Consider the following 23,731-nt stretch of genomic DNA (forward strand, 5'->3'; position numbering starts at 1 on the left):
TTTGTGTCAGTCCACTCCCGCACCCACCGGCGCGAATGGGGCGTAATCCCGGACATGCCCCTCGGTCCAATCCCACAGCGACTTGGGGTCGACGGCTACGCCGCGCTGCAGCAGCAGACGCCAGCCATTGTCCTGCTTCTCCCAGATATCACCGTCGCGGTCGACATAGATTCCGTCGGCGGTGGGTTCGATTCCGCTCTCACCGAATCCACTCGGAAAATGTGATTGCTGCGACATTTCGAACACCTCTTCACTCGGCTTTTGGTTCCACCCGAAAGTATCCGGGACTCCACTTCCGAATCACTTCCGGTCGGGTTGCGTCACCTGTGAATACAGCATGCGTGACAAACAATGCGCTTTATAGCACGGCCAACAGGCTACACCACGAGAAGGCCGTAACTATTCGACAACTATGCAAACTTTTGGCATCTCCGACTTTTTGCGGGATAGTGCTCTTCTTGCGGCGAACGTCCAGTTTGCTTTCGGGACGAGGAGGGTCGGATGGCCGGGCCGGAGATCAGAGTGCTCGGCCCACTGCGCCTCACCCTGGGCGGACGTGAGATCGCCCTCGGAACACCCATGCAGCGCGCCGTACTGGGTCGGCTCATCGTGGCCCGCGGCCAGGCCGTCGCCGCCGAACGGCTGGTGGACGATGTATGGGCGGGGGCACCACCCCCCAAGGCCGCCTCGGTGCTACAGGTACATATCCACAATCTGCGGCGGCTGTTCGAACCGGATCGGCCGCGCCGCGCACCCTCCCGATACATCGTGTCCGAATCCTCCGGTTATGCCCTCAGATTCCCCGAGAACGCCGTCGACGCATGGCAATTCGAAGAACAGCTGCGGACCTATCAGGAACTCATCAGCAATCCCGATGCTCGGCCGCTCCCCGGTGAGCGCAGCGCACTGCTGGAGACCGTGCTCAACCAATGGCACGGGCCCGCACTGGAAGCATTCGCCGACGCCGAATGGGCTGCCGCCGAAGCGAATCGGCTCACCGACTTACGACTCACCGCGCTGGAACTCAACGCACAGGCGAAACTCGAACTGGGGCGGTCCGGAGAAGTCGTCATCGAGTTACGCGCGCTCTTCGACGAACACCCCGGACGCGAGGAACTGGTGCGACTACTGGCCACCGCGCAATATAAACTCGGCCAGAAATTGGAGGCGCTCACCACAATTCGGCGTTCACGCGAATTCCTGAGTGCCGAATTCGGCGTCGACCCGGGACCTGGATTGAGGCACCTGGAGACCGCCATCCTCACCCATTCCACCGAATTGGCCGTTCCCGGCGGACTGCCCGTCACCACCGAATACCGCGCCCCCACCGCCGGCTACTGCACCGAAACCCCGTCTGCCACCGGCTACTCCGCCGAACTCGCCGAACTGCTCGAACTCGCCGAAACCGCCCGCACCGGCCGCCTGCGCCTGGCCTGGATCTCCGGCGAGGCCGGCATCGGCAAAACAACACTCAGCGAAACCGTCCTCGCCGCACTGACCACCACCGGCTGGACCGTGGCCACCGGCAGCTGCCCCGATATCGACGGCGCGCCCATGGCCTGGCCGTGGGCCGAAATTCACAGCATCCTGGATAGTGCCGCGGCGGAACAGTCTCCGGCCATCGGCGGTGACGACGCGTTCACCCTGTCGCGGAAGCTCGCGCAATCGTGCAGGCGCGCGGCGGTTTCCGCGCCGGTGGCAATACTGCTGGAAGATGTGCACCGGGCCGATACCGCCACCCTGCAGGTGCTGCGGCAGGTGGTGAACTGGCTGCGGGACGAACCGGTCCTGGTACTTGCCACCGCGCAACGCTCGGAGGCCGGGCCGGGCGTGCTGAATACCGCTGCCGCACTGGCACAGTACGCGGCCACACACCTGGAGTTGACCGGGCTGGACGCGGCCGGGACACGACAGACCGCCGAAGCCGCCGGGCTGGCGCCACTCGGACCGGATCTGCTGGCGCAGCTGCACGCCCGCACCGGCGGAAATCCCCTCTTCGTCCGGAAGCTGGCGAAACTGCTGGCCGCGCACGGGACCATGGAGCAGGTGCCGGAGTCGGTCCGGGAGATCATCGACAATCGCATCGCACGGCTTCCCGTGGGTGTCACCGAAGTGCTGCAACATATTTCGATCTGGGGCGCCGGTATGGAACTCGGATTGCTGAGCCTGACCACCGGATCACCGCCGGACGCCCTCATCGACCTGATCGCGGCGGCGGAGGCGGCCGGACTGGTCGGCACCGAGGGCGGCGGGCGGATCTCGTTCGAACACGCACTCATTCGCGATGCCGTCTATCTCGGCATCCCCCCGCTGCGCCGTGGCCGAATGCATTGGTCCGCACTGGAACTCCTGCGCGAGCACACCGACTCATATCCCGCCTCGGCCCGCGACCCGGATACTCTGGCCCGGCATGCCATGCTGGGCGCGAGCACCGAAACCTCCAGGGCCGCTATCGAATACGTGCGCACCGCGGCCGAACGGCAGATGTCCCGCCGCAATCGCGGTGCGTGCGTGCGCCTGCTCCGCGCCGCCGTGGAGCTGCACGACCTGGCCGGTGACACCGCCGAGCACGCCCAGCACGCCGACCGCATCGAACTGCTGGATACGCGCTGCGCCCTGGTCACCGCACTCGCCTACGACAACCGGCACCGCGAGGCCCGTGCCGAACGCCTCCGCGCCCTGGCGCTCGCCGAACATCTGGACAAGGACCACCTCCGCACCCGATCCCGCACCACCGCAGCGACATTCGGCACCGAGGCGACCCACGCCGGGCATTTTCGCGCCCGGGCGCTCACCTGCTGGCGCGCCCCGGTCATCTGGGCGATCCGGGAATGGCGCACACCCGACCACCGCATCCGCCGCGCACTCTCGCGTGCCCTCGCCGATCACGGCCCGCCCGAGCCCACCAATGCGTCGGCCCCGGCACTGATTCGACTGCTGATCGCGGCGAGCTTCGAAGCGGGCCTGCAGGAGTACGACGGCGAACAGGCGATGGCCCGGCAGGCGCTGACACTCGCACGGACCCTCGGGGATCCCGAATTGCTGTGTGCGGCAATCAATGCCGTGACCTATCTGACATTCGACTTCGGGCCGGAATTCCTGGCGCTGACCGCCGAATTGGAGCGGGTGGCCGGGCGGGCCGGACTCGCCGAGTATCAGGCGCTGGCGCACTTCATGGGATACCGGGCGGCGGTGGCGCACGGTGAGCTGCGCGAGGCCGCACGGCTGGTGGCGCATGCGGTGGAGTACGCCGATGAGGGGCAGTTGCAGCCGCTGCTGGATCTGGTCAGCTGTTTCGCCGCGACCATGGAGCTGCTGCGCGGAGAGGTGGAGCCCGCCGAGCGGCTGTACGAGCAATTCGGCAGGCGGATAACGCGTTCCGGTATCGCCAATGCCGCGGAGGCGAAGTTGTTCTGCGCGTTGGGAACCGGCTGGGCACGCGGGGATCTGTCGGGGCTGACGGCCCGGCTCGGTGAGATCTACACGCTGCTGCCGGGCGCTTTCGGTCAGGCGTACGCGCTGGCGCTGGTGCATGCCGGGGAGCGCGAGCGGGCGCGGGTGGTCTACGCCGAGACCGCCGGGGTGCGCGAGGAGATGTATCCGCTGCTCATGTCCGCGCTGCGGGCGCGCGCCGCCATCGCACTCGGTGAGATGGATGATATTCGCGCGCTCTATGAATACCTTTTGCCGCATTCGGGCACGATCATCGGCAGCGAAACCGGTATGACCGTCTTCGGCCCACTCGATACCGTGCTCGCCGCACTTGCCGCGGCACTCGGCGATACCGCCGCGGCGGCCACGCATCGGGACAGCGCACAAGAACAACTGGCGCGAATCCGGATCGAACTTCCGATAGCCGGAAATTCGCTACTGCGGGTAGCTTAATTCGACAACAGCCGGTGACCTCATGGCCACCGGCTGCTGCCGAATTTCCCTACGGGCGGGAGTTAATCGCCCGATTTTTACTTCGTGCGCTGGTACGCCTCGACGATCTCCGCCGGAATACGACCGCGCGAGGAGACCTGGTGGCCCTGAGCGCGCGCCCATTCGCGGATCGCGGTGCTCTCCTCCCGGTCGACGGCCGGTCGGGTACGGCCGTTGGCGGCCGTAACCTTGCGCTGCTTGGAACGACCGACCTTGCGGGCCTTCTCGGTCCAGGGCTCGAGAGACTCCCGCAGCTTGCCGGCATTCTTGATCGACAGATCGATCTCGTAGTCCATGCCGTCGATCGAGAAAAAGACTGTCTCGTCGGCCTTCGATTCGCCGTCGTAGTCGTCAACCAGCGTTACGGTGACTTTCTTCGCCATGGACTGCCCTTCCACGTAGAGGTGCCGCTATTCGCCGAAATGCTAATGCCGCGGCGGGGTAGTTTCAAACCAGACGCGAATGGAATTCGGTGAGCTCAGACTATTCTGCTATTACCGCGGAGACCATCCGGTCTTCAGCACACCCGGAAAACCGTCAAGCGCCACCCGGAACGACCGCGGACAATGCGGGCGGCGAGTGCGAAATGTCGCGTTCCCCGGTCGTATCCGGCGCACACTTCCGCCGCCCTCGCACCGGCCATGATCACATCGATCCTGGTGAGCGTGGCGGCCCCGAGCTCATATCCGGGAGCCTGCCCGCGTTCGGCCAAAGTATGCAGCGCGGCGATCACACCGGCCTCCGCGAGCGGGCGCAATTGTACCGGCGAGCGCCGCCCGTCGAGCACCTCCAGCGCCAACCGCAGTGCCGCCCCGGCGAATTGCAGCGGGGTGGTATCGCCTTCGTCACAGCGCCCGGATTTCGCAGCGTGCGAAGCCCGCAATACCCGTTGAAGTGCAACGGTTCCGGTGCGCCGCTCGGCCGCTTTACGCATGACGTGATTGCGACAGGACGCGGGTCTCGATTGCGCCGATGATTGCGCGCGCACCGGTGCGGGCCGCCGTACCCAGCGGAATCTCACGCTGCGGCACGGGGCGATCGGCAGCTCCGAATCCGGTGCGGGCAGCACGAATCCAGCCTCGAATACCATCACGCTCCCCTCGCCGCGCCGGCCCGATCGGCCGGGCGCTACAGCCAGGGTGCCAGGCGATTTCGCCGCCGGTGCGCCGCGCGCGAACCTCGCGCACCCACACGCGGCGTGTCGCGCCAGTTACTTTCCGGGCTACTTCAGCAGCGCGAGGCGGCCGAGCATATCGGTGGGCAGATACAGCAACGCGCTGGTGGTCCAGATCTGGCCGGACTGCGGATCATAGGTGCTCGGCATGGTCACATCGGCGGGCGCGAAGGCATTGAAACCGTGCTTGCCGGTGGTGCGGGTGGCGCGCCACAAGTGATCGTGGAAGGCCACCACAGCGGCGGAATCGCTTGCCACCGAGGCGCCTCGCAGCTCGGCGACCTTGGCCGCCACGCCATCGGTGGAGAGGTAGACGAGGGTGCCATCCGCCGCGCGTTCGGGATCGATGGAGATGACATCGGTCAGGCCGTAGCGCGATTTCAGCACCGTGGCGATCTCGGTCTGCGCGTAGACCGGAACACTCCGGTCGCCCCGCGTGGCCATGACGGCCGCCGCCAGGGCCTCGTTCACCGGTCCGGGCTCGCCGATGGTGCGGGCCGAATCCACCCCTGCGGGAATGCGATTGCCGAAGCTGTAGGCCACGATCAGCGTCGCGGAGGCGGCGGGCGCGGCGGGCACCGGCCAATCGGCGGATCCGGACGCGGAGCCCGAGACCGATCCGCTGTCCGGGGCGGCGACGGCAATGGCCGTCCCGCCGGCCGAACCCAGGACCGCCGCCGCGACGACTGCTACCGCTACCCGCTGCACGCTCATGCGGATGAGGTTAAATGACGGCCATTCAGACGGTTTCGAGGGTCTTGGTCATCGGGACCGGGCGCAGTGTCTTACGCAGATCTGTGCGCAGGGTGGTCGCCGAATCCAGCAGATAGTTCTGCCGAACCTGCCATGGATGCCGGTCACCCTGCCGCGGGAACTGCGAAATCGACCGCTGCACATAGCCGGACGCGAGATCCAGTAGCGGTCGCTCGCCGAGCGCGCGCCCGGGTTGCGGGACGACTGCTGAATAGGCATTGCGGTCCATATAGCCGAGCACCTTGCACACCAGTCGCGATGTCAGATCGGCGCGCAGGGTCCAGGAGGCATTCGTATAACCGATGCAGACCGCGAAATTCGGGACGCCGGTCATCATGGTGCCCTGCCAGACGAATTGCTCGGACAGGTTCACCGGCGCACCATCCACGGTGAGCCCGATACCGCCGAAGGCCAGCAGCTGCAATCCGGTCGCGGTCACGACGATTTCAGCCTCCAGCACCCGACCCGACTTCAACCGAATCCCTTCGGGCACAAAGCTTTCGATGTGATCGGTGACGACCTCGGCCTTACTCTTGCGCATGGCCTTGAAGAAGTCGGCGTCCGGAACCGCACACAGCCGCTGATCCCACGGGTTGTAGGCGGGCGTGAAATGCTCGGCCACCAAGCTCTCATCCTCGAGGATGCGGGTCGTGAGCCCGGTCAGCATTTTGCGCGCGGACTCCGGGCGACGTCGGCAGTACTGGTAGAAGCCGACATTGAACAGAATGTTCTTGGTGCGGATCACCCGGTGCGCCAGATTCGGCGACAGTAGTTCGCGCAGCCGGTCGGCGATTTTGTCCCGGCCGGGGACCGCGGAGATCCAGGTGGGGCTGCGCTGCAGCATGGTGACCTGCGCGGCCTGCTCGGCCATGGCGGGCACCAGGGTGACCGCGGTCGCGCCGCTGCCGATGACCACGACCTTCTTCCCCGCGTAATCCAGGTCCTCCGGCCAGAATTGGGGATGCACGACGGTTCCGGCGAAGTCGCCGATGCCCGGGAATTCGGGTTCGTGGCCGTGGTCGTAGTTGTAGTAGCCCGCGCAGGAGTAGAGGAATCCGCAGGTGAGGGTGCGCTGTTCGACGGCGTCACCGGTGCGGGTCCCGAGGGTCAGCTTCCAGTGCGAGGCGGCGCTGTTCCATTCCGCCGCAATAACTTTGGTGTTGAAGCGAATGTGGTTGTCGATGCCGTTCTCGGCGGCGGTCTCCTCGATATAGCGCAGGATGGACGGCCCGTCGGCAATGGATTTGGCATCGCGCCAGGGTTTGAACGGGTAGCCGAGGGTGAACATATCGCTGTCCGAGCGCACGCCCGGATAGCGGAACAGATCCCAGGTGCCGCCGAGCGCGGCGCGGGACTCCAACAGGGCGTAACTGCGGCCGGGATGTTCGGCCCGCAATCGATAGGCCGCGCCGATGCCGGAGAGTCCGGCTCCGACGATCACGACATCTAGGTGCTCAACGGGGCTGGAGATCGCGGCGCTCATGACCTCCAGTCTGCGTCGGGCAGACAGGCCCTTCTTGACTCTGCGCGACAAGTATTTGATTCTGGACGACATGTCGGTCATCCGATCCGCCGGATTGCGCGGCTTCCGCGCCACCGTGGCCGAGTTGGGCGGTGACGCCGAGGAGCTCGCCACGCTGTGCGGCCTGCCCGTCGAGGCCCTGGACACCGACGATCTGCTCGTCCCCGACCATGCCGTCGGCGCGGCGCTCGAACTCGCCGCGCATCGGCTGAACTGTCCGGACCTGGGTCTGCGCATGTCGCGGCGGCAGGACCTGGACATGCTCGGACCGCTCGCGCTCGCCATCCGCAATTCGCCGACCCTCGCGCATGTGCTGGAGTGCACCTCGCGATATCTGTTCGTGCACGCGCGCTCGCTGAGCCTGACCCTCGGACCGGATCCGTACGGCGATCGCGGAGTGATCGCGCTGCGCTACGGCGTCACCGCGCCCGGACTGCCGACGCCGGTCCAGGGCACCGATGTCGGATTGGCGTTCGTGCACCGAACCATTCAGCGCCTCGCCGAGGACAGGTACGGCCTGCGCTCGGTGGAACTGCCGTATCTCCCGGCCGCGCCGATACAGGTGTACGAGGAATTCTTCGGTGCCCCAGTGCGAATCGAGCGTCCGGTTGCCTTGCTGCGAGTGCCGAGCAGCCTCGCCACTCGGCCGCTCTCGGGTGGGGACGAGAATCTGCATCGGCTCGCCATGGCGTTTCTGGCGCAGCAATCCGGCGGGGAGTCGAGGGCGCTCACCCCGCAGGTGCGCATCACACTGCAGAAGCTGCTCGGCACCGCCGCACCCGAAATCGGTGCTGTCGCACGGATACTCACCATTCATCCGCGTACGTTGCAACGGCGGCTGGCGGCGGAGGGGACCAGCTTCGCGGCGCTGCTGGATGAGGTGCGGCGGACCGAGGCGCGGCGTTATCTCACCACCACCGATATGCCGATGAGCCAGGTGGCCTCGCTGGTCGGGCTCTCCGAACAATCCACCTTCACCCGATGTTGCCAGCGCTGGTGGGGCACAACGCCGTCCGCGATCCGGCGTGGCAGGGGCGGCCTGAGCTGACTCGAGTTCGCCTGTATCCATTGGGAAGTCACGCAATGTGAACCAGGCAATTCTCGCAATCAGTTTGCGATCTTGCCGCGTGTCCTGCGGGCGCGCCACCGTTCACGCGCGCAGGATGAAGCGGTGATAGCCGAATGCCCTTCCTGCGCTTGGCCCTCCCCCACGCCCGTGTCCTCGCACCGCTCGGTGCAGTACCTACGGTGCGTATGCGGGCAGTGGATGATCGCCGTGCACGGAAAAGTGGTCGGTGCGGCCGGAGGCAGTAACTTCAGCCGGACCGATCCACTCACCGGGATTGTCGGCGTACGGGATTAGCGCGAGGGCACGAAGACGCGTACGGCCTCGATACGCGCGCCGCGATCGGTGAAATCCAGCTGCGCGATACCGCGGCCATCCCGAGTTTCGACGGTGGCCGTCACCGTGCGGCCCGCCGCGACGGTCTTGCTCCAGCGCAGGCCCTTGGCGCGAACGGTGAAGTCCTCCAGCGACATTCGCTCATCCTCGGCCCAGGACAGCCGGGGCACCGGGGCCAGCGCGGCATGCGCGCCTACGGATTCGCCGCAGCCCACCGCATCCAGCAGTCGCCCGGCGGCCTGCTTGCCGCCGGAGCCGACACTGCTCATGCCCTTCATGAAACCCAGTGCGCCGCCGATACCCTGATTACCGAGCAGCTGCGGGCCCAGCTTCGCGCCCGCCAGCAGGCCCTGCGCGCCCGAGCCCATGAGCTGCGCGATCATGCCGGGGAGTTCCCAATGCGCGCGCAGGGCTTGGACTTTCAGCTCGCCGTTCTGTTCGACCACGTCGTAGCGCAGGTGCATGGGCACGTGCAGGGTGATGCCGGTCGACATGGTGGTGGCGATACTCAGATCGCGGAAGACCGTCATACCGGAGACCACATCGTGCTCGACATCGAAGGCGATGCCATTGGGTGCGATGAAGGTGTCGTAGAACCGTTCGATGGCGGCCCGGCCGATATGCGGGCGCGAACCGACCGGGTCCTCCACGCTTGCGGAGTCGGCGAACAGGCCGACCCAGGCGGCGCGGTCGTGCGCCGCCACCGCCCGCGGGGAGGCTTCGACGGTCGCCAGCAGTTCGGCGGCAGTGGGATTCGCGGACACGGTTCCTCCAGGTGATGAGTAGCGCGCGCGATGATACCGGCCGCCCCGTCCCCAGTCACGGGAACGGGGCGCTGCTACAGGCCGGAGACCCGGGGCAGCACCAGCTCGGCGACCCGTTCGGTGTAGGCGAGCGGATCGCCATTGGGCATGAGATTCAGCAGTGTGAAGCCCATCCCCGCGAGCTGCTCGGCATCGCGCACGAACTGGTCCGGATCGTCGAGTATGGGCCGGATATAACAGGCCGTCTTGCGAATGCCGTCGTAGTCGCGCCCCTCCGAATCGCAGTGCGCGCGAAGCACATCCAGCTTGCGGGCGATATCGTCCATACTCACCGCGAACAGGTTGCAGGCGTCGGCGTAGCGGGCCACCATCAACAGCGTCTTCTTCTCACCGCCGCCGCCGATCAGGATGGACGGGCGCGGCTTACTCAAAGGCGCTGGCACACAGAGTGTTTCGGCCAGCTGGTAGTGCTCGCCCTTGTACGGGCCATTGTCGGCGCTCCACATCTGCAGGCAGATCTGCAGCGTCTCCTCCAGGCGTTCGAAGCGCTCGGCCACCGGCACCACCGGGACGCCCAGCGCGCGCTGCTCCTTCTCGTACCAGGAGGCTCCGATACCCAGTTGGGCACGACCGCCGGAGAGCACGTCCAGGGTGGTGACGATCTTGGCGAGCAGGCCCGGATACCGGTACATGACGCCGGTTACCAAGAGCCCCAATCGCATTCGCTCCGTCACGGCCGCCAGATAGCCGAGCGTGGTGTACCCCTCCAGCATGGGCTCATCGGCATTGCCCTGCGCCTCCATCTGGAAGTAGTGGTCCATGACGGTGAACTCCGTGAAGCCCGCCTGTTCGGCGAGCTTCGCGGTGCTGGTGAGGGTCGGGGTGATCGACTCCGGTGCCGCCGGAGTCGAGAAATTCCAGTAGTGCAGGCCCAGTTCCATATACCCATTATCGGACGCCGAGCGGCTTTCCGAAGAAGGACGCGAACACCTCGCCGAAGGTGGCGGCGAGCAGGGCCGGCCGTTCGGATCCAGCAGCAGCCAATCCGGCGCGTAGGACTGCTTCAATTCGGCGGCATGCCCGGTGGCGATCGCACCGCCGGAGTAGCCGTACATGCCGATGCGGGTATCGGCCGCCAGACGCATGGGCTCGAAATTCTTCGCCGCGCGAATTCCGTCGAGGGTGATGCGACCGGCCAAAGGCTCTGCCGCATAAGCCTCATTCGGGCCCTGATGATCCGGAATCACCACGCCCCAGCCCTGCGACAGCGCGCCCTGTGTGATGGCGAATTCGGCGGGCACCACAATCTGGCCGCCGAGCGCGCTCAGCGACCACTGCTGGACCGCATAGGACGGCGCGCAGCAGCCGGCGAGGGAGTCCTCGGCGATCTGCATGGAGACGAGCTTGTCCGGGACCGGAGAATATTGGCGACTACTGCTTGGGCAGCGCCAGATTCATACCGCCCACATCGGCGACCTTCCAGCCATTGCCGGGATCGACCGCCACGTTGTAGGTGACGGTGGTCTGCACGCCCTGGGGATTCTGGGCATTGGTGGAGGTGACATTCAGGAAGACATTCACCTGGTAGACGCCGTTGTTGTGCGACATGACCTTGGCCGTCACCGGAGTGGCGCTGGAGGTCCATTCGAGCGGGACCAGGATGTCCTGCAGCTTCGAAGCGGTGGCATCGAACTTGTCCGCCAGGCGCGGAGTGGTGTTGGCCTTGAGTCGCCCGGTCCACGAATTCAGGTCGGAGAAATTGATATTCGACGCACCGACCGAGTAATCGGTGGCGACCTGTTCGGCGTGCTGGATATTCGCCGCGGCGGCATCGCGGTCGCTCAGTTCACCGTGCGCGTTGAGCCACAGCGCACTCGCCGTAATGAGCGCGCCGACCAGCAGCACGCCGGCGGCGGCCGTGACCAGGCTGGAAAGCCTGAGCGACACGGTTTTCGGGGCCTCCGGGGCGGAGACGGCAGTGGCCTCCGCGTCGATTGCCCGCTTCGGCTCGGTGTCCTGCGACATCCGCTTCTCCTTCATCGGTGATTACTTGACGTTGACCTGGACGCGCACGGCGTTATCGCCGGTACCGGCGAGGGCCTGCGCGATCAGGGCGCTGATATCGATTTGCGGCCCGGCGGTGCGTGCGGCATCCGCGAGGGGCTGCAGCTGGGGCGCAAGGGTTTTCAGTTCGGGTCCGGCCTGCTGTAACCAGTCGGTCAGCTTCGCCAGGAAGGGTGCCAGACCATTGCCGTCCACATAGGATTGCGGTCCGGGCACCCGATCGACCAGTCTGCCGACCGCCTCGACCAGATCATCGAGGGTCTGCGAGAACTGCACGAATGCCGGTGCGGCAGCGGTGGTCGCCTCGCCTATACCGTCCATATTCGAGGCCGCGGCTTGAAAACTGTTCAGTAGCTGAGCGATTTTGGGTTCGCGGCTCATAATCGCCGACGCCAGCAGATCACCGGCGCGGGTGAGCGAGGGCATGGCCGAATCGGTGTCATGGAAGGCCGCGCCGAGGGTATCGGCCAGTGAGGCCGCAACCGTCGGATCGAGCTGGTTCATCACCTGATTGACCAGGCGCGAGACCGCCGGAATGGCGAGCGGGGATTCGACCGCCGAGGTATCCAGGCGCTGACCGTCCTTCAGGTACGGCGCGCCACCGGTTTTGGGACGGATCTCCACATACGGTTCGCCCAGCGCGGAGAGCTGTTCGATGCTGATGACACTGTCGGTCGGCACCTTGCGATCGGCATCGACACGGAAGCCGACCTCCACCCCCTGCGCGGTGCGGTCGACCGAGGTGATCCTGCCGATCGTCATGCCCGTCAACAGGATTGGCGACCCCACGCTCAAACCGCCGGAGTTGGCCAGCACCATGGAGGCGTGCGTGTACTCGGCGAGCGGGTCCGCGCGCACCACCCCGAAGGTCAGATAGCTCGCGCCCAGCACGGTGACGGCGGCGATACCGCCGAGCGAGGCCAGTGATCCCCACTTCATCGCACCGCTCCGATCATGCGCAGGGTGGCGAGAATGTTCCCCACCTGGTCTTCCTTGGAGACCGAATCCACCTGCACGCCGGTGATATTCACCTTCGGGCCGTGCTCGACGAAGGGAATCAGCTTGTCGCGCAGCAGGGAAACCAGCAGCGAGAGATTCGAGGGCACCGACAGATCCAGCGGCGCACCCGAGAAGGCCAGGGGCACAAACGCTTCGGCCGCGCCATCGGCGGAATTGACCACCGGGGCCAGCCAGGCGAGCGAGGAACCCAGCTGACCGAGCGCGGTGAAGATCTGAGCGACGCCGCGAATCGAATCGCTAACGCCGTTCATGGCATCGACCGACTCCTGACTCAACTCGTGATCCAGGAAATCCGCGCGATCATGCAGTACCTGGGCATTGGCGCCCAGGCCGTTGAGCAGTGAGTCGACCTGATCCAGGTTGGCGGCCAGATCCACGGCATTGCCGGCCGCGTTCTGCGCGATGCGCTTGGTCTCGTTCGGATCGGCCGGCAGCACCGCGTTGAACCGATTGATAATGTCCTGCAACTGATTCACCGCACCACCCTGGGTGAAGGCGGCCAGCGCGGCCATGGTGTCCTCGAGCTGCACCGCCGGATGCGTGCGCTCCCGCGGAATCGTCCCGCCCGTGCGCAACAGCGTGCCGAAACCGGCGGTCGGGGTGGTCAGCGCCAGATGGATATCACCGAGCACGGTGTTCTGCCGCAACTCCGCGATGGTGGTCTCCGGCAGCTGCACCTTCGTCGAAATATCGGCGTCCACAACCACATATCCGCCGCGCCCACCCGCATGCGCCGAATCCACCACGCGCACACCGGCAACCGTCCCCACCTGCGCGCCATTGGCGATAACCTTGGCCCGCGCAGGAAGATTCAGCACATTGCCGAACTCGATGTGAATGCGATAGGTCGGGCCCGAGACGGAGGTGCCTGGCACCGGCACCTCCGCGGGGTCGAACGCGCAACCGCCTGCACCGGCCACGAGGCCCGCCGAAAGCAGTACAGCGCCGAGTGCCTTACCTGTCATCAGGGTGGTGCGGCTCCGGCCGACTGCCCTCGGCGCGGAGCCTGCCTGCCCGGGGATAGCTGCCCGGCGTGCGGAACTTGCCCTCATCGCAGATTCCACAGGCCGGGCGGCAGCTGCGGCTTGCGCAGTCCCTGCGTGCGGTGGGTGTGTCGGTGCGGATTGCTCCGGCGTTACTGCCTGGTGGGCAAAGCGGATATAACCGGCGTCCAGCGTGATTTCCCAGGGTCCGATTCTCATCGCGCACCTGCCATTCCGAGCACGAGGGGCACCAGGGGGACATCGACCATGCCGTTGCCAGGGTCGGTGCAGGAGCCGGAGGTGAGGGCGTTCATGGCGGCGCAGATCCGGCCGGCCTCGGGGGCGGGCAGGGCGGCGCGGGGCGAGTCGCAGGTGATGCCCGAGCCCATGACCGATTCGGCGGCATTGGTGAGTACGGGGAGTTTGAGCATGATCTCCGAGAGCGAGCCGACATTCGCGCGCAGCAGGCGGACCAGCGGCAGGGTGTCGTCCAGGGCCCGCATGATCGGGTCGCCGGCAATGGTGACCAGATCATTGAGCATGGGCAGGGTCTGGCCGAGGCGGTCGATGAGTTCGGCACCCGGACCGAGCAATTCGCTGCCGGCATTGTTCAGGGCGGGCGCGAGGCGCAGCAGCATGGAACGCAGGTCGCCCCAGTGCTGCTCCACCTTCTCGCCGACCGAGGCGAAGGCATCGAAAATGCCTGCGAGATGGCCGATATCGGCATCGGGCTGGGACAGCGCCGAGCCGAGCTTCTTGACGATCTCATTGATCTGCGGACCCGCACCGGCGGTGGCGGCATCCAGCCCGGAGAGCCCGTGCGCCAAGGCATCCGGGGCCTGCGCCCGCTGCAATTGCGACGACAGATCCGCGAGCGCGGTCAGGGTCTCGGTAATGCTCTTGGGGGTAAGGGTTTTGGTGACGCACTGCGACGAATCCCAGTGCGCCAGGTTCTTACCGCTGGACAGCACCGCCAGATTCCGGTCCGCCACAATGGATTCCGCGACCGTCGTGGCCGCGGCATCGGCGTACACCGGATACTTCGCGTCGACCGAGAATCCGACCTTGACCTTCGCACCGTCGGAATCGATGGAGGTCACCGTGCCCACCGGGATACCCCGCATGGTCACCTTGTTGCCGACATACAGTCCGACCGCATCCGGCATTACGGCGCAATAGGATTCGGTCTTCTTCAGCGGATCGAAGTAGACGAAGTAGCCGACCACCGCCAGCATCGCGACGACCACGACGCCGGCGACCGACATGAACGCCTGCGAGGCGAGCAACCGCTTGAGCATCAGCAGTCCTTTCCGGGCACCGGCACGCAAACGGGAACCGTCTGGGCGGACTGGTCGATGGTCACGCCATCCGGAATCACCAGCGACGACAGCTTCTGCCGCAGCCCCTGCGCCGCGGTCAGCGTCGGCCCGAAACGTGTTCCCAGCTGCTCCAATTGGCTGACCGCGGCGGTCAGCTTGGTCTTCAGCGAGGCATCCCATTGCGGCTGCGCACCGCCGAGGCGGCCCACCACATCACTGAGCAGGCGGATGGCCTCGGCCATTTCGGAGTGCTTGTCCTCCAGCACGGTGACCAGGAGGTTGGCATTATCCATCAACCGGCCGAGATCGGTCTTCGCGCCGTCGTACATGCGCACGTACTCGTCGGCGACCGAAATGGCATTGGAGACCTGGCTCCGCTGCCGGTCCAGGGCATCGACATAGGTACCGACGGTCTGCAGTGTGGTACGCAGACTGTCCGGAGCGCCGTCGATGGAATTGCCGAGCGCGGCGAGATTGCGGTTCAGCGTCTCGCCGTCGATCTCGGCCAGCGGGGTCGCCGCATCCTGGAAGGTCTGCACCAGGCTGTACGGCAGGCGCACGCGATCGGCGGGAATCGCCTTGTTTCCCAAGGCTTTGTCACCAGCCGGGAAGACAGCGACGTAGTGGCCGCCGACAATGGTGAGCATGCGGATATCCAGGGAGGTCTGATCGCCCAGGAACACATCGGAATTCACCGTGAAGCGCATGACGACCTTGTCCGGCTTCAACTCCAGCGATTTCACCTCGCCGACGGAGATGCCCGCGATGCGTACGTCGTCACCGGTTTTCACCGATTGCGCCTCGGAGAGTTCGGCGGTGTAGGTGTGCTTGCCGAACGGGACGACGAACAGCACGCCGGTGGCCAGCAGGCCGAGCGCGACCAATACCGCGCCGATAATCCCAAGGCGCAGTTCATGTTTCTGCTTGGTGCCGTCGTCGACGACACGATCGTCACGAACGAGCAAGCGCGGCAGTCTCATCCGTTGCATACCGCCACCTGCTGTCCCGCGATCAGCACCTGAAGCACCTGCGGTACCTCGGCATTGCCCTTACTGCACACCGGTTTCCAGCCGCCGGCAGCGGCGGGCGTGGACGCATCGGCGGCGGCCAGGACGGCGGGCAGGCGGCCGAAGACCTCGACTGCCTGTTGCGCATCGGGGAAGACACGCCGGATCAGCGCGTCCACATCGCTACCGCTATTGATGCCGAGCGTGCGCATGAGGCTGTCGATCGGCCCGAGCACCGACGGCGCGGTCATGGCGAACTGCGCCAGCCCGCCGATATTCGATTGCAGCGCTTGGAAAATATCGCTGAGCCGGGCCAGCAGCGGCACCAGATAGTGCACGCGCCCGCTGAGCCGATCGTCCAGCTCCGACATATTCCGGATGAGCGTGCCGATCACCTGCTGCCGATTGTCCACGTACGAGGCGAGTTTCCCGATGGCGTCCATGGCCGGGCCGACACCACTGCCGTCGCCCTTGATCAAAGCGACCATGCTGGCACTGAATTGGTTGATGGCCTCGGGAGAGATGGTGGCCAGCACCGGCTTCAAGCCGTTGAACAGGCTGGTCACATCGAAAGACGGCACGGTGTGGTCGATTTCGATGCGTGCTCCGGCCCGCAGCCGCTGTCCCGGCTGCGGCTGCTGTTGCAGATCGATGTACCGCTGCCCGGTCAAATTCTGATACCGGATGGCGAGCTTGCTGGTGTCGTAGATCGGCGCATCGGTCTTGACCGACAACTGAACTCGCGCTTTCGCGCCCTCCAGTTCGATGTGCTTGATCTTGCCGACCTGCACGCCGTACATGCGCACGTCATCGCCGACCTTCAAACCATTGGCATCGGTGAAGATCGCGTCATGGGTCTCGGTCTCACCCGAGACCGGTCGCTGAATCGCGGTGATCACCAGCATGAGCACCACCACGATCACCGAGGTGAACAGGCCCAGCCGCCAGGCCGCTCCCTTGACCGTCATCGCGCACCTCCCAGCAGGGGCACCGCGACGGCGGGCACACCCCGCAGCTCGACCTCGACATCGAGCTCCGGCCCGTGGCCCTTATCCGGCATGGCGGCGCTCAAACGCTCTATGAGCGTGCGCAATTCGGCACTGGACTGCTGCGGCTGCGGCACCATCTGCGCCAGCATGGCCAGCACCGGTGCGAGCATGTCGGTCAGACCCGAGAGCTGATTCCCCGCCGTACCAAGGGTTTTCGCGAGTTCGGGCAACAGCTTGCCGGTCACCAGCGCCAGATTCGAGTCATAGTCGGCCCGATTGCCTTGCAGCCGTTGAATACTGCGGATCATGTCGACCACTTGAACGGTCGCCCCGGCGAATTTGCCACCGCCGTCGAAGGCCGGACCGAGCTGACCCATCAGCTCCGAGAGCGGCATCTTCTGGTTGTCGGCCACGGTCCGGACAGCGGTGATGAGCGCCTGCGCGAGCGGGGTGAACGCCTCGGTATCGGCCGCGGCCTGCGCGATGACCGAGGCCATCTGCGGTGTCAGCACCGAACCGCCGACCTGCGCGGCACTGCGCAGCATCGACCCCATGGTGGCGTCGTAGACCGCGCTCGCGTTCGAACCGGTCAGATCGATGACCGCGCCCGCCCGCAGCGGCGCGCCACCCGGCCCGCCGCGCAGCTCGATCTCGCTGATACCGAACAGATTCGCGGGTGCGTAATCCACCAGCATGCTGTCGTCGATCCCGAACAGCCGGGAATCGTCCAGCCGCAGATCGATTCGCTGCGTCCCGTGTGCATCCGGCGTGATCTCGGTGACCGTGCCGACAACGACCCCGTTCACCCGCACCTCGGTGCCGACCAGCACGCCGTCACCGATCTGCTCGGTGCGCAGCGAAATCGGCAGTCCGGCTTCGGTTTTCTGCGACGAGTACACCGTCCAGCCGATCGCCACCGCGACAATCAAGGCCAGCGCGATCGCGCCGACCGCCATGGACCGTTTCCGGTCCACGGCAACACCTGGCATTCCGTAGTTCGGCATCCCTACCCCGTGAACGTGATCGCCGAATTGAAGCCCCACAGCGCGAGCGAGAGCACCATGTCCAGGGCGATGATCGCCACCGAACTGGCCCGCACGGCCTTACCCGAGGCAATGCCGACACCCTCGGGACCACCGGTCGCGAAGAAGCCGTAATAGCAGTGGATGAGAATCACGACCACCGCGAAGATGGCCACCTTCACCACGGCCGCGATCACATCGAAGCCGGAGACGAACTGGAAGAAATAGTGGTCGTAGACGCCCGCCGAGGACCCGTGGACCAAGGTGATCAGTCCGCGGCAGGACAGGTACGACATGATCAGCGCGATCAGGAAGGTCGGCACGATCGCCACCACACCGGCCAGCACTCGGGTGGTCACGACGAAGGGAACCGAACGCAGGCCCAGGGATTCGATGGCGTCGATCTCCTCGGAGATCCGCATGGAACCGATCTCGGCGGTCATCCGGCAGCCGGCCTGCGCCGCGAAACCGATGGCCGCGGCAATCGGCGCGAGCTCACGAGTCGTGGCGTACGCCGACACCAGACCGGTCACCGGGCCCATGCCCAGCATGTCCAGGGTCTCGAAGGATTCCACCGCCACCGACGCACCCATGACCAGGCCGAGCACGATCATCATCGGCACGGTCCCGCCGCCGACGATGATGGACCCGCGACCCCAGGTCATATTGGTGATAGCCCGCATGGTCTCGTCGCGATACCGCTCGAGCGTCAAGGGAATCGACGACAGCACCTGCCACACGAAGGCGAGCACGAAGCCCACACCCTCCACGCGCCGCAGCACCAGCCCGCGACGGTGATACGAACGCGCGACCCAGCCCAGTCCCTTCGGGACGTACGTAGCCGACATCAAGCCAGCCTCGTCGGCAGGAACATCGCCGTGATCTGGGTGGCGATCAGATTGACCACCACGATCGACACCACCGAGAGCACCACGGCCGCGTTCACCGCATCGGCCACACCGCGCGGCCCGCCCTTGGCCTCGAGCCCGCGCTGACAGGCGATGATCACCACGATAAAGCCGAAAATGACCGCCTCGAGCAGCGAGATCCACACATCGGCGGTGGTGGTGAAGGAGCCGAAGGTGGCCCAGTAGCTGCCCGGGGTGACGTTCTGGCCGCCGATGGCCACCACATATCCGGCGAGTACACCGACGAAGATGATCAGCACATTCAGCAGCGGCGCGACGACCAGCATGGCCACCATGCGCGGGATCACGAGGCGGTGAATCGGGCTGATACCCATGGTGTTCAGCGCGTCGATCTCCTCGCGAATGGTGCGCGCGCCGAGGTCCGCGGCCAAGGCCGCCGCGCCCGCACCGCCGAGCAGAAAGCCCGTGGCCAGCGGCGCGCCCTGTTTGATGACGCCGAGACCGCCGGTCGCGCCGAGCAGTGAATCCGCGCCGAGAGTGTGAATGAGGTTGCCGACCTGCACCGAGACGATGACACCGAATGGAATCGCCATCAGGATGGCGGGAATCGCGGTGACCGTCACCAGCCGCCACGCCTGCAGAATCGCCTCTTTCCACTGGAACTGCCCGCGCGCGATATCGCCGAAAGTGCCGCCGACGGATTCCCGTGCGATACCGGCCGCACGGCCGAAGGTGCGCAGCGAGGCCACCACGGTGCCGGAGAAGTTCTCGCGAACGATGCGGACATTGCCGCGCACAGCAGCGGTGCGCGGGAGGGTCCGGGTCATCGCGTTACGACTTGTACGAGACGCCGAATTCGACGCCGGGTGACGAGGTTCAAATCTTCTTCTCCGTGATCGGCAACACTGCCTGCCATCAAAGCTAATGGTTACGCAGAGTTACAACAAATCCGTTTGAAGTGTGACCCACGCCTCTAAGTTAGCTACCGGTACATGCGACCGCGATACTGTTCAACGGCACGATTATCCGTGTGACCTGCAATTCTAGAACGTGTTATCAGTCGTAACAGATATCAACATGGACCTGGACGTACGTCCAGCGAAGCCTCGGCGCATGCCCGAAAACCGATTCGGCCATACCGAAACCGGAATTTGGTGAACTGACAGCTATCTGAGAACGCAAGTTTCATCTATGGCGGTTTTCCGCCATATCGACGCGAGAAGACCGACCGGCGTGTTCACTGACCCCTGTGGATCCAACAGTGTCGGCGGTCCTTTCGGCCGTCGCGTCCGACGACTGGACGGCGTTCGCCAAACTCGTACACCCCTACGTGCACTGGACCGCGGACGGCATCACCACCCGCGGCCGCACCCGGGTCATGGCCCGGCTCGCCGGCCACGACGCCGAACTCGAGCCGGCGAGCGCGTACGAACTGCGCGACGGACAGGTCTACCGCTGGAATTCGTGACCGTCCCGGTCTAGGGACTGACCGCCAGAAAGACGAAGGCGGAGAACAGAACCAGGTGCACACAGCCCTGCAGCAGGGTCGCGCGCCCGGGCACCACGGTGAGCGCGCCCACCACAACGGTCAAGGCCAGCAACACCATCTGCGTCGCACCCAGCCCCAGCATGAGCGGACCCTCGATCCAGATCGAGGCCAGCGCGATCGCCGGAATCGTCAGGCCGATACTCGCCATGGCCGAACCCAGCGCCAGATTCAGACTGATCTGCACCCGCTCGCGACGCGCGGCCCGCACCGCCGCAATGGTTTCCGGCAGCAACACCAGCAGCGCGATCACCACACCGACCGCCGACGCGGGCAATCCCGCTGCGGCAATACCGCTTTCGATGGACGGCGAGACCAGCTTGGCCAGGCCGACCACACCGATCAGCGCCACCAGCAACAGGCTCAAACTGACGAAAGCCTGCTTGTTGCTCGGCAATTCGTCATGCTCATGCTCGGTGTGCTCACCCTCCTCGACCGGCAGGAAGTCACCCGGATGGCGGACCGTCTGCACCATGACGAAGACACCGTAGAGCACCAGTGAGGCCGTCGCCGCGAAGATCAATTGCGAGGCCGAGAAGACCGGGCCCGGTTCACTCGTGGTGAAGGTCGGCAGCACCAGGCTCAGCGTGGCCAGCGTGGCGACCGTGGCCAGCGCGCCACCGGTGCCCTCGGCATTGAACACCGCCAGTCGCCGGCGCGCCGCCGCCACCAGCAGCGACAGCCCGAGAATGCCATTGCAGGTGATCATGACCGCGGCGAAGACGGTATCGCGGGCCAGCGAGGCCGCCTTGTCACCACTGGACAGCATGAGCGTGACGATCAGACCCACCTCGATAATGGTCACCGCAACCGCCAGAATCAGCGATCCGAACGGCTCGCCCACCCGGTGCGCCACCACCTCGGCGTGACTCACCGCCGAGAGCACCGCGCCGACCAGTGCCGCGGACACCAGCACCACCACCGCCGGACCGAGATCGCGCCCCCAGGAAACTGCCAGCACCAGGGCGGCGAGCAGCGGAATGACGACGGACCAAGAGCGAACGGCGAGACCGACCATGGCCTTCATCGTTCCAGCAAATTGTTCGCATACGCCGCGAAACGAGAGCCAGCCCTCGCTCGGCGAGCCGGACCTATGAGAGTTCGTCAGGCGATTTCTTCGGCGGCCCGCTGATAGGCGGCGGCCGCGCGCTCGAAGTATTCGAACAGGACCGCGCGCTGGTCAGCCGGGTATTCGCTGAGGATCTCACCGATCGCCCGGCGTGCGGGAGCGAGCACCTTGTCCAGATCGGCGGGGCGGCCGACCGGTTCGACGATCACCTTGCGCCGATCGCCCGGATCGGCCGCGCGGCGCACATACCCGGCCGCCTCCAGCCGATCGATGAGCCGAGTGGTCGGGCCGGTGGTCAAACCGGTGCGGGTGCCCAGCTCACCGGGGGTCATCGGGCCGCTCAACTCCAGGATATTGAGCGCGTACAGATCGGTCGCGCCCAATCCGACCGCCTTCGCGCCGGCCTGGGCGTGCAGCACGACGGCGCTGAGATAGCGCCGGAAGATAGCGCTTTCCTTCGACCCCTCGGGCGTTGACACGGTCCACCTCCTGTACGTAATCTCTTCCTAAACGAAGAGACTTCTTTGATGAAGAAGAATCTTCTAGGCAGAAAGATTAACACGGAGGGGCGAAGACCATGTCCAGCAACGAGATCGACACCACCGCCATCCACGCTCTCCTCGAGCGCAGCGCCGAGGCGTGGGGCCGCGGCGACGGAGCCGGCTACGGTGCGTGCTTCACCGACGACGCCACCGATGTCACCTTCGTCGGCACCGTTTACCACGGCGGAAAGGAGATCGGCGCGGCCCACCAGGCACTCTTCGACAGCTTCCTGAAAGGCACCCGGCTCACCATCGATATCCAGGAGATCCGGCACTACGGCATGGACACCGCCGTCGTGGTGACCCGCGGCGAATCCGGTAGAGGTGAAGCCAAGAAGCTCGGAAAACTGGCCACCTACACGGTAATTCGCGATACCGGCGGCGAATGGCGCATCGCCGCCGTGCAGAAGACCCAGCACAAGCCGATCATGGAGGCCATCTCCTTCAAGTTCCAGCCCGCCACCCGCCCGGCAGCGCGCACGGCAAATCGGTCATGACGTGACATAGGCTGCCGTCGTGGACGAAATGAGCGTCGACGCGCAGACCAACGGGGAACCGCATCCCCACGAACCGCACACCGAAGGGTTGGCCTCGCGGCTGAACTGGCTACGGGCCGGGGTGCTGGGGGCCAATGACGGGATCGTCTCCACCGCCGGACTGGTGGTGGGTGTGGCCGCGGCGACAACCGACAGTTCCGCGATCCTCACCGCCGGCATCGCGGGATTGACCGCCGGTGCGATCTCCATGGCCGCCGGCGAGTACGTCTCGGTGAGTACCCAGCGGGACAGTGAGAAGGCATTGCTGTCCAAGGAGAAGCGGGAACTGACCGAGGAGCCGGATTTCGAGCTGGCCGAGCTGGCGCAGATCTACGAAGGCAAAGGACTCTCGCCCGCCACCGCACGGCAGGTCGCCACGGAGCTCACCGCACACGACGCCTTCCGGGCGCACGCCGACGCCGAATTGGGTTTGAACCCAACCGAACTCACCAACCCCTGGCACGCTGCCATCTCCTCCGCCCTCGCGTTCACCCTCGGCGCACTGCTGCCACTACTGGCGATTCTGCTACCGCCGGTATCCTGGCGAATCCCGGTGACCTTCGCGGCAGTGCTTGTGGCACTGGCGATTACGGGCACCGTCAGCGCGAGATTGGGCGGCGGTAACACAGCGCGAGCCGTGCTGCGCGTGGTGATCGGCGGCGCGCTCGCCATGGCGGTCACCTACGGAATCGGCCAGCTCGCAGGCGTTTCCGGGCTATAGCCCCGGGTCGGCTAGCCCGACGGTGACAGGACGGGCGCCTCTACCGGATGCGGTGTGGCGGGCGGATGCACCCGCGCCGGATACACATCCGCCGCGACCGGGGGTCCCTTCGGCGAGGCGGCGGGTCCCTTCGCGGGTGCGACCGGCGCGTTCGCCGGACCGGCCGGAGGATGGGGCAGCGGGGCTCGCTGATGGGTGGCGACACTGCGACGGGGAGCGGGGTCCGCGGCACCGGACTCACCGGAGCCGGTGAGCAGCATGCCCGCGCCGATGGCGAGCACCATGAGTCCCGAGACGACCACGACCGCGGCCAGGCCGCGCGGATCGAGATCGCCCTCCTGCACCGGATGGGATTCCTGCGGGCTGCCGAGCATGGTTGTCCTCCTTCGGATTCCGGCGGCCCGCCGGTCAGGGGGCCGGAGGTGGGGGCGGTGGTGGGGGCACCAGGAACGGGAGGATGGGCACGAGAATATCCGGAATCACCGGGGCGGGCGGGGGTGGCGGC

The 23,731-nt window shown here is 65.9% G+C and carries 24 protein-coding genes and 1 pseudogene; 5 read left to right on the plus strand and 20 right to left on the minus strand.

From position 1 onward, the window contains the following. Window positions 1–6: 6 nt before the first annotated feature. Complete coding sequence (locus tag GFY24_RS26100; protein ID WP_153807733.1) at window positions 7–237, minus strand: hypothetical protein; 231 nt, start codon at window positions 235–237, stop codon at window positions 7–9. Between the two features lie 264 nt (window positions 238–501). On the opposite strand from GFY24_RS26100, the gene GFY24_RS26105 reads away from it, so the two are divergent. Then, entirely contained in the window at window positions 502–3,885 is a 3,384-nt protein-coding gene (locus tag GFY24_RS26105) for a BTAD domain-containing putative transcriptional regulator (RefSeq protein WP_153807734.1), read from the plus strand. Window positions 3,886–3,962: 77 nt separating this feature from the next. Here GFY24_RS26105 and GFY24_RS26110 read toward each other — a convergent pair whose 3' ends face one another. The 4 genes from GFY24_RS26110 to GFY24_RS26125 all read right to left on the minus strand — a co-directional run bounded on the left by GFY24_RS26110 (window position 3,963) and on the right by GFY24_RS26125 (window position 7,334). Continuing rightward, window positions 3,963–4,307, minus strand: coding sequence for an Lsr2 family protein (locus GFY24_RS26110; RefSeq protein ID WP_153807735.1), 345 nt, complete (start codon window positions 4,305–4,307; stop codon window positions 3,963–3,965). A gap of 134 nt (window positions 4,308–4,441) precedes the next feature. Continuing rightward, window positions 4,442–5,014 carry an Rv3235 family protein gene (locus tag GFY24_RS26115; RefSeq protein WP_153807736.1) on the minus strand — a complete coding sequence of 191 codons (573 nt, stop codon included), beginning with the start codon at window positions 5,012–5,014 and terminating at the stop codon, window positions 4,442–4,444. Between the two features lie 132 nt (window positions 5,015–5,146). Beyond that, window positions 5,147–5,812 carry a hypothetical protein gene (locus GFY24_RS26120; RefSeq protein ID WP_153807737.1) on the minus strand — a complete coding sequence of 222 codons (666 nt, stop codon included), beginning with the start codon at window positions 5,810–5,812 and terminating at the stop codon, window positions 5,147–5,149. Between the two features lie 25 nt (window positions 5,813–5,837). After that, the gene (locus GFY24_RS26125; RefSeq protein WP_153807738.1) at window positions 5,838–7,334 is read right to left on the minus strand and encodes an NAD(P)/FAD-dependent oxidoreductase; all 1,497 of its coding nucleotides are present in this window, start codon (window positions 7,332–7,334) and stop codon (window positions 5,838–5,840) included. A 34-nt stretch (window positions 7,335–7,368) separates the two neighbouring features. Between GFY24_RS26125 and GFY24_RS26130 the strand changes: the two genes are divergently transcribed. Beyond that, window positions 7,369–8,421, plus strand: a complete 1,053-nt coding sequence (locus tag GFY24_RS26130) for an AraC family transcriptional regulator (protein WP_228566657.1) — start codon at window positions 7,369–7,371, stop codon at window positions 8,419–8,421. A gap of 311 nt (window positions 8,422–8,732) precedes the next feature. On the opposite strand, the gene GFY24_RS26135 is transcribed toward GFY24_RS26130, so the two are convergent. The 12 genes and pseudogenes from GFY24_RS26135 to GFY24_RS26190 all read right to left on the minus strand — a co-directional run bounded on the left by GFY24_RS26135 (window position 8,733) and on the right by GFY24_RS26190 (window position 19,639). Further along, the gene (locus GFY24_RS26135; protein ID WP_309231340.1) at window positions 8,733–9,539 is read right to left on the minus strand and encodes a nuclear transport factor 2 family protein; all 807 of its coding nucleotides are present in this window, start codon (window positions 9,537–9,539) and stop codon (window positions 8,733–8,735) included. A 74-nt stretch (window positions 9,540–9,613) separates the two neighbouring features. Beyond that, window positions 9,614–10,480: an LLM class F420-dependent oxidoreductase gene (locus tag GFY24_RS26140; RefSeq protein WP_153807777.1), complete on the minus strand. Its 867-nt coding sequence runs from the start codon at window positions 10,478–10,480 to the stop codon at window positions 9,614–9,616. A gap of 111 nt (window positions 10,481–10,591) precedes the next feature. Next, a pseudogene (locus tag GFY24_RS26145) lies at window positions 10,592–10,933 on the minus strand (lipase family protein); the annotation flags it as partial. Window positions 10,934–10,970: 37 nt separating this feature from the next. Beyond that, window positions 10,971–11,564 carry a hypothetical protein gene (locus tag GFY24_RS26150; protein WP_153807739.1) on the minus strand — a complete coding sequence of 198 codons (594 nt, stop codon included), beginning with the start codon at window positions 11,562–11,564 and terminating at the stop codon, window positions 10,971–10,973. Between the two features lie 21 nt (window positions 11,565–11,585). Next, complete coding sequence (locus GFY24_RS26155; RefSeq protein ID WP_153807740.1) at window positions 11,586–12,542, minus strand: MlaD family protein; 957 nt, start codon at window positions 12,540–12,542, stop codon at window positions 11,586–11,588. Further along, entirely contained in the window at window positions 12,539–13,588 is a 1,050-nt protein-coding gene (locus GFY24_RS26160) for an MlaD family protein (protein ID WP_153807741.1), read from the minus strand. The genes GFY24_RS26155 and GFY24_RS26160 overlap by 4 nt, the downstream gene beginning before the upstream one ends. 233 nt (window positions 13,589–13,821) lie before the next feature. Beyond that, window positions 13,822–14,904 carry an MlaD family protein gene (locus GFY24_RS26165; RefSeq protein WP_153807742.1) on the minus strand — a complete coding sequence of 361 codons (1,083 nt, stop codon included), beginning with the start codon at window positions 14,902–14,904 and terminating at the stop codon, window positions 13,822–13,824. After that, entirely contained in the window at window positions 14,904–15,914 is a 1,011-nt protein-coding gene (locus tag GFY24_RS26170) for an MlaD family protein (RefSeq protein ID WP_153807743.1), read from the minus strand. Before GFY24_RS26170 ends, GFY24_RS26165 begins: the two co-directional genes overlap by 1 nt. Continuing rightward, complete coding sequence (locus GFY24_RS26175) at window positions 15,902–16,900, minus strand: MlaD family protein (RefSeq protein ID WP_153807744.1); 999 nt, start codon at window positions 16,898–16,900, stop codon at window positions 15,902–15,904. The genes GFY24_RS26170 and GFY24_RS26175 overlap by 13 nt, the downstream gene beginning before the upstream one ends. Further along, window positions 16,897–17,895 (minus strand): MlaD family protein, encoded by a 999-nt coding sequence (locus tag GFY24_RS26180; RefSeq protein WP_309231341.1) that lies wholly within the window; start codon window positions 17,893–17,895, stop codon window positions 16,897–16,899. The genes GFY24_RS26175 and GFY24_RS26180 overlap by 4 nt, the downstream gene beginning before the upstream one ends. Window positions 17,896–17,927: 32 nt before the next feature. Continuing rightward, window positions 17,928–18,791: an ABC transporter permease gene (locus tag GFY24_RS26185; RefSeq protein WP_194853028.1), complete on the minus strand. Its 864-nt coding sequence runs from the start codon at window positions 18,789–18,791 to the stop codon at window positions 17,928–17,930. Beyond that, on the minus strand, window positions 18,791–19,639 hold the full coding sequence (locus GFY24_RS26190) for an ABC transporter permease (protein WP_153807747.1): 849 nt from the start codon (window positions 19,637–19,639) through the stop codon (window positions 18,791–18,793). The genes GFY24_RS26185 and GFY24_RS26190 overlap by 1 nt, the downstream gene beginning before the upstream one ends. 422 nt (window positions 19,640–20,061) lie before the next feature. Between GFY24_RS26190 and GFY24_RS26195 the strand changes: the two genes are divergently transcribed. Further along, window positions 20,062–20,280, plus strand: a complete 219-nt coding sequence (locus tag GFY24_RS26195) for a nuclear transport factor 2 family protein (protein ID WP_228566658.1) — start codon at window positions 20,062–20,064, stop codon at window positions 20,278–20,280. 10 nt (window positions 20,281–20,290) lie between these two features. On the opposite strand, the gene GFY24_RS26200 is transcribed toward GFY24_RS26195, so the two are convergent. After that, window positions 20,291–21,385, minus strand: coding sequence for a calcium:proton antiporter (locus GFY24_RS26200; protein ID WP_153807749.1), 1,095 nt, complete (start codon window positions 21,383–21,385; stop codon window positions 20,291–20,293). A 77-nt stretch (window positions 21,386–21,462) separates the two neighbouring features. Continuing rightward, window positions 21,463–21,906: a MarR family transcriptional regulator gene (locus GFY24_RS26205; protein WP_309231342.1), complete on the minus strand. Its 444-nt coding sequence runs from the start codon at window positions 21,904–21,906 to the stop codon at window positions 21,463–21,465. Window positions 21,907–22,004: 98 nt separating this feature from the next. On the opposite strand from GFY24_RS26205, the gene GFY24_RS26210 reads away from it, so the two are divergent. Together GFY24_RS26210 and GFY24_RS26215 are read left to right on the plus strand one after the other, a co-directional pair. Further along, window positions 22,005–22,466 (plus strand): SgcJ/EcaC family oxidoreductase, encoded by a 462-nt coding sequence (locus GFY24_RS26210; protein ID WP_153807750.1) that lies wholly within the window; start codon window positions 22,005–22,007, stop codon window positions 22,464–22,466. A gap of 28 nt (window positions 22,467–22,494) precedes the next feature. Next, window positions 22,495–23,226 (plus strand): VIT family protein, encoded by a 732-nt coding sequence (locus tag GFY24_RS26215; protein WP_153807779.1) that lies wholly within the window; start codon window positions 22,495–22,497, stop codon window positions 23,224–23,226. Between the two features lie 11 nt (window positions 23,227–23,237). Here GFY24_RS26215 and GFY24_RS26220 read toward each other — a convergent pair whose 3' ends face one another. Beyond that, a complete protein-coding gene (locus GFY24_RS26220; RefSeq protein ID WP_153807751.1) occupies window positions 23,238–23,600 on the minus strand; it encodes a hypothetical protein in 363 nt (120 codons plus the stop codon). Window positions 23,601–23,731 lie beyond the last annotated feature (131 nt).

This window comes from Nocardia sp. SYP-A9097, assembly GCF_009649815.1.
In the GTDB taxonomy this organism is placed as follows: domain Bacteria; phylum Actinomycetota; class Actinomycetes; order Mycobacteriales; family Mycobacteriaceae; genus Nocardia.

Bases quoted from the DNA above. Each gene is read 5' to 3' on its own strand.
- GFY24_RS26160 (WP_153807741.1), bottom strand. From the start codon at position 13,588: ATGACAGGTAAGGCACTCGGCGCTGTACTGCTTTCGGCGGGCCTCGTG.
- GFY24_RS26175 (WP_153807744.1), bottom strand. From the start codon at position 16,900: ATGACGGTCAAGGGAGCGGCCTGGCGGCTGGGCCTGTTCACCTCGGTG.
- GFY24_RS26155 (WP_153807740.1), bottom strand. From the start codon at position 12,542: ATGAAGTGGGGATCACTGGCCTCGCTCGGCGGTATCGCCGCCGTCACC.
- GFY24_RS26140 (WP_153807777.1), bottom strand. From the start codon at position 10,480: ATGGAACTGGGCCTGCACTACTGGAATTTCTCGACTCCGGCGGCACCG.
- GFY24_RS26210 (WP_153807750.1), top strand. From the start codon at position 22,005: ATGTCCAGCAACGAGATCGACACCACCGCCATCCACGCTCTCCTCGAG.
- GFY24_RS26105 (WP_153807734.1), top strand. From the start codon at position 502: ATGGCCGGGCCGGAGATCAGAGTGCTCGGCCCACTGCGCCTCACCCTG.
- GFY24_RS26185 (WP_194853028.1), bottom strand. From the start codon at position 18,791: ATGTCGGCTACGTACGTCCCGAAGGGACTGGGCTGGGTCGCGCGTTCG.
- GFY24_RS26215 (WP_153807779.1), top strand. From the start codon at position 22,495: ATGAGCGTCGACGCGCAGACCAACGGGGAACCGCATCCCCACGAACCG.
- GFY24_RS26120 (WP_153807737.1), bottom strand. From the start codon at position 5,812: ATGAGCGTGCAGCGGGTAGCGGTAGCAGTCGTCGCGGCGGCGGTCCTG.
- GFY24_RS26100 (WP_153807733.1), bottom strand. From the start codon at position 237: ATGTCGCAGCAATCACATTTTCCGAGTGGATTCGGTGAGAGCGGAATC.
- GFY24_RS26190 (WP_153807747.1), bottom strand. From the start codon at position 19,639: ATGACCCGGACCCTCCCGCGCACCGCTGCTGTGCGCGGCAATGTCCGC.
- GFY24_RS26200 (WP_153807749.1), bottom strand. From the start codon at position 21,385: ATGAAGGCCATGGTCGGTCTCGCCGTTCGCTCTTGGTCCGTCGTCATT.
- GFY24_RS26170 (WP_153807743.1), bottom strand. From the start codon at position 15,914: ATGCAACGGATGAGACTGCCGCGCTTGCTCGTTCGTGACGATCGTGTC.
- GFY24_RS26150 (WP_153807739.1), bottom strand. From the start codon at position 11,564: ATGTCGCAGGACACCGAGCCGAAGCGGGCAATCGACGCGGAGGCCACT.
- GFY24_RS26115 (WP_153807736.1), bottom strand. From the start codon at position 5,014: ATGGTATTCGAGGCTGGATTCGTGCTGCCCGCACCGGATTCGGAGCTG.
- GFY24_RS26125 (WP_153807738.1), bottom strand. From the start codon at position 7,334: ATGAGCGCCGCGATCTCCAGCCCCGTTGAGCACCTAGATGTCGTGATC.
- GFY24_RS26165 (WP_153807742.1), bottom strand. From the start codon at position 14,904: ATGCTCAAGCGGTTGCTCGCCTCGCAGGCGTTCATGTCGGTCGCCGGC.
- GFY24_RS26110 (WP_153807735.1), bottom strand. From the start codon at position 4,307: ATGGCGAAGAAAGTCACCGTAACGCTGGTTGACGACTACGACGGCGAA.
- GFY24_RS26220 (WP_153807751.1), bottom strand. From the start codon at position 23,600: ATGCTCGGCAGCCCGCAGGAATCCCATCCGGTGCAGGAGGGCGATCTC.